This window comes from Streptomyces sp. WM6378 (assembly GCF_001279695.1).
Taxonomy (GTDB): domain Bacteria; phylum Actinomycetota; class Actinomycetes; order Streptomycetales; family Streptomycetaceae; genus Streptomyces.
Genome location: NZ_LGDD01000089.1, coordinates 1 through 2,844 on the forward strand (window position 1 = coordinate 1; position 2,844 = coordinate 2,844).

General features: G+C 66.4%; 2 protein-coding genes. Both read right to left on the reverse strand.

The window, feature by feature from the left end; all coding sequences use genetic code 11:
- Positions 1-20: 20 nt before the first annotated feature.
- On the reverse strand, positions 21-1,085 hold the full coding sequence (locus ADK54_RS10445; RefSeq protein ID WP_053725293.1) for a 2-oxoacid:ferredoxin oxidoreductase subunit beta: 1,065 nt from the start codon (positions 1,083-1,085) through the stop codon (positions 21-23).
- Positions 1,078-2,844, reverse strand: a 1,767-nt coding sequence (locus ADK54_RS10450) for a 2-oxoacid:acceptor oxidoreductase subunit alpha (RefSeq protein WP_053725294.1), incomplete at its 5' end; no start/stop codon positions are given. The genes ADK54_RS10450 and ADK54_RS10445, both read right to left, overlap by 8 nt.

Below are 2,844 nucleotides of genomic sequence, written 5' to 3' on the forward strand. Positions count from 1 at the left end.
CCGGTTCTGGTGTGGTGGGGTCAGCCGATGACGGTCCAGGTGTCTTTGCCGGCGAGGAGGGTGGCGAGGTCGCCCTTGCCGTTCTGTTCGATGGCGGTGTCGAGCTGGTCGGCCATCAACGTGTCGTAGACCGGCCGGTCCACCGAGCGGAACACCCCGATCGGGGTGTGGTGCAGGGTGTCCGGGTCGGCGAGGCGTGACAGTGCGAACGCCGTGGTCGGCGACACACTGTGCGCGTCGTGGACGAGGATGTCGGCCTCGTTGTCCGGAGTGACCGGGACGACTGTGAGGTCACCGGTCGCCGCATCGCGGACCACGCCCTTCGAGGCGTCGGCGCCGAAGCGGATGGGGGCGCCGTGTTCGAGGCGGATGACGGCTTCCTCGGCCTGGTCCTTGTCCTTGAGGACCTCGAAGGCGCCGTCGTTGAAGATGTTGCAGTTCTGGTAGATCTCCACCAGCGCCGTCCCGGGATGTTCGGCGGCCTGGCGCAGGACCTCGGTCAGATGTCTGCGGTCGGAGTCCACCGTCCGCGCCACGAAGGAGGCTTCGGCGCCGATGGCGAGGGAGACCGGGTTGAACGGGGCGTCCAGGGAGCCCATCGGCGTCGACTTGGTGATCTTGCCGAGTTCACTGGTCGGCGAGTACTGGCCCTTGGTCAGACCGTAGATCCGGTTGTTGAACAGCAGGATCTTCAGATTGACGTTGCGGCGCAGTGCGTGGATGAGGTGGTTCCCGCCGATCGAGAGGGCGTCGCCGTCGCCGGTGACCACCCACACGGACAGGTCACGGCGGGAGGTGGCCAGGCCGGTGGCGATGGCGGGGGCACGGCCGTGGATGGAGTGCATCCCGTAGGTGTTCATGTAGTACGGGAAGCGGGAGGAGCAGCCGATGCCGGAGACGAAGACGATGTTCTCCCTGGCCAGGCCGAGTTCGGGCATGAAGCCCTGGACGGCGGCCAGGACGGCGTAGTCGCCGCAGCCGGGGCACCAGCGGACTTCCTGGTCGGACTTGAAGTCCTTCATGGACTGCCTGCCGTCGGCCTTGGGGACCAGCTGCAGGAGCTCGTTGGGGTGAGCGTCAGGCATGGATGGCCTCCTTGAGGGCGTCTGCGAGCTGTTCGGCCTTGAACGGCATGCCGTTGACCTGGTTGTAGGAGTGGGCGTCGACCAGATATTTGGCGCGGATCAGGGTGGCGAGCTGGCCCAGGTTCATCTCCGGCACCACCACCCTCTCGAAGCGCTTCAGGACCTCACCGAGATTGCCCGGGAACGGGTTGATGTGCCGCAGATGGGCCTGCGCGATCGGCTCACCCGCCGCCCGCAGCCGGCGCACCGCCGCCGTGATCGGGCCGTAGGTGGAGCCCCAGCCCAGCACCAGCGTGCGCGCACCGTCCGGATCATCCACCTCCAGATCAGGCACACTGATGTTGTCGATCTTGGCCTGACGGGTACGGACCATGAAATCGTGGTTGGCCGGATCGTAGGAAATGTTGCCCGTGCCGTCCTGCTTCTCGATCCCGCCGATCCGGTGCTCCAGACCCGGCGTCCCCGGCACCGCCCACGGCCGCGCCAACGTCCGCGGATCCCGCTTGTAGGGCCAGAACACCTCCGTGCCGTCCGCCAGCGTATGGTTCGGCCCCGTCGCGAACTGCACCCGCAGGTCCGGGAGTTCACCGGTCCCGGGAACCCGCCACGGCTCCGAGCCGTTGGCCAGATAACCGTCCGAGAGCAGGAACACCGGCGTGCGGTACGCCAAAGCGATCCGTGCCGCATCGATCGCCGCGTCGAAACAGTCCGCCGGGGTCTTCGGCGCGACCACCGGCACCGGCGCCTCACCATTGCGGCCATACATCGCCTGCAAAAGATCCGCCTGCTCCGTCTTGGTCGGCAGACCCGTCGAAGGGCCCCCGCGCTGAATGTCCACGATCAACAGCGGCAACTCCAGGGAGACCGCCAGACCGATCGCCTCCGACTTCAGCGCCACCCCCGGACCCGACGTCGTCGTCACCGCCAGCGAACCGCCGAACGCCGCACCCAGAGCCGCACCGATCCCCGCGATCTCATCCTCCGCCTGGAACGTGCGCACCCCGAAATTCTTGTGCCGCGACAACTCATGCAGGATGTCCGAGGCCGGCGTGATCGGATACGAACCGAGGTAGAGCGGCAGGTCCGCCTGCTTCGCCGCCGCGATCAGCCCGTACGACAGCGCCAGATTCCCCGAGATGTTGCGGTACGTCCCCGCCGGGAACGCCTTCGTCGCCGGGGCCACCTCGTAGGAGACCGCGAAATCCTCCGTCGTCTCACCAAAGTTCCAGCCCGCCCGGAACGCCGCCACATTCGCCTCGGCGATCACCGGCCTCTTCGCGAACTTCGCCCGCAGGAACTTCTCCGTCCCCTCCGTCGGCCGGTGATACATCCACGACAACAAACCCAGCGCAAACATGTTCTTCGACCGCTCCGCCTCCTTGCGGGACAGCCCGAACTCCTTCAACGCCTCCACCGTCAACGTCGTCAACGGCACCGGATGCACGCTGTAACCCGACAACGACCCATCCTCCAACGGAGACGTGTCATAGCCGACCTTCGCCATCGCACGCTTCGCGAACTCATCCGTGTTCACGATGATCTCCGCACCCCGCGGCACATCCGCCAGATTCGCCTTCAACGCCGCCGGATTCATCGCCACCAAAACATTCGGCGCATCCCCCGGGGTGAGGATGTCATGATCGGCGAAGTGCAACTGGAAGCTCGACACACCCGGCAACGTCCCGGCAGGCGCCCGGATCTCCGCCGGAAAGTTCGGCAACGTCGACAAATCATTGCCGAACGACGCCGTCTCCGACGT

Excerpts from the sequence above, each read along its gene's own strand:
- ADK54_RS10445 (WP_053725293.1), bottom strand. The coding sequence starts at position 1,085 with ATGCCTGACGCTCACCCCAACGAGCTCCTGCAGCTGGTCCCCAAGGCC.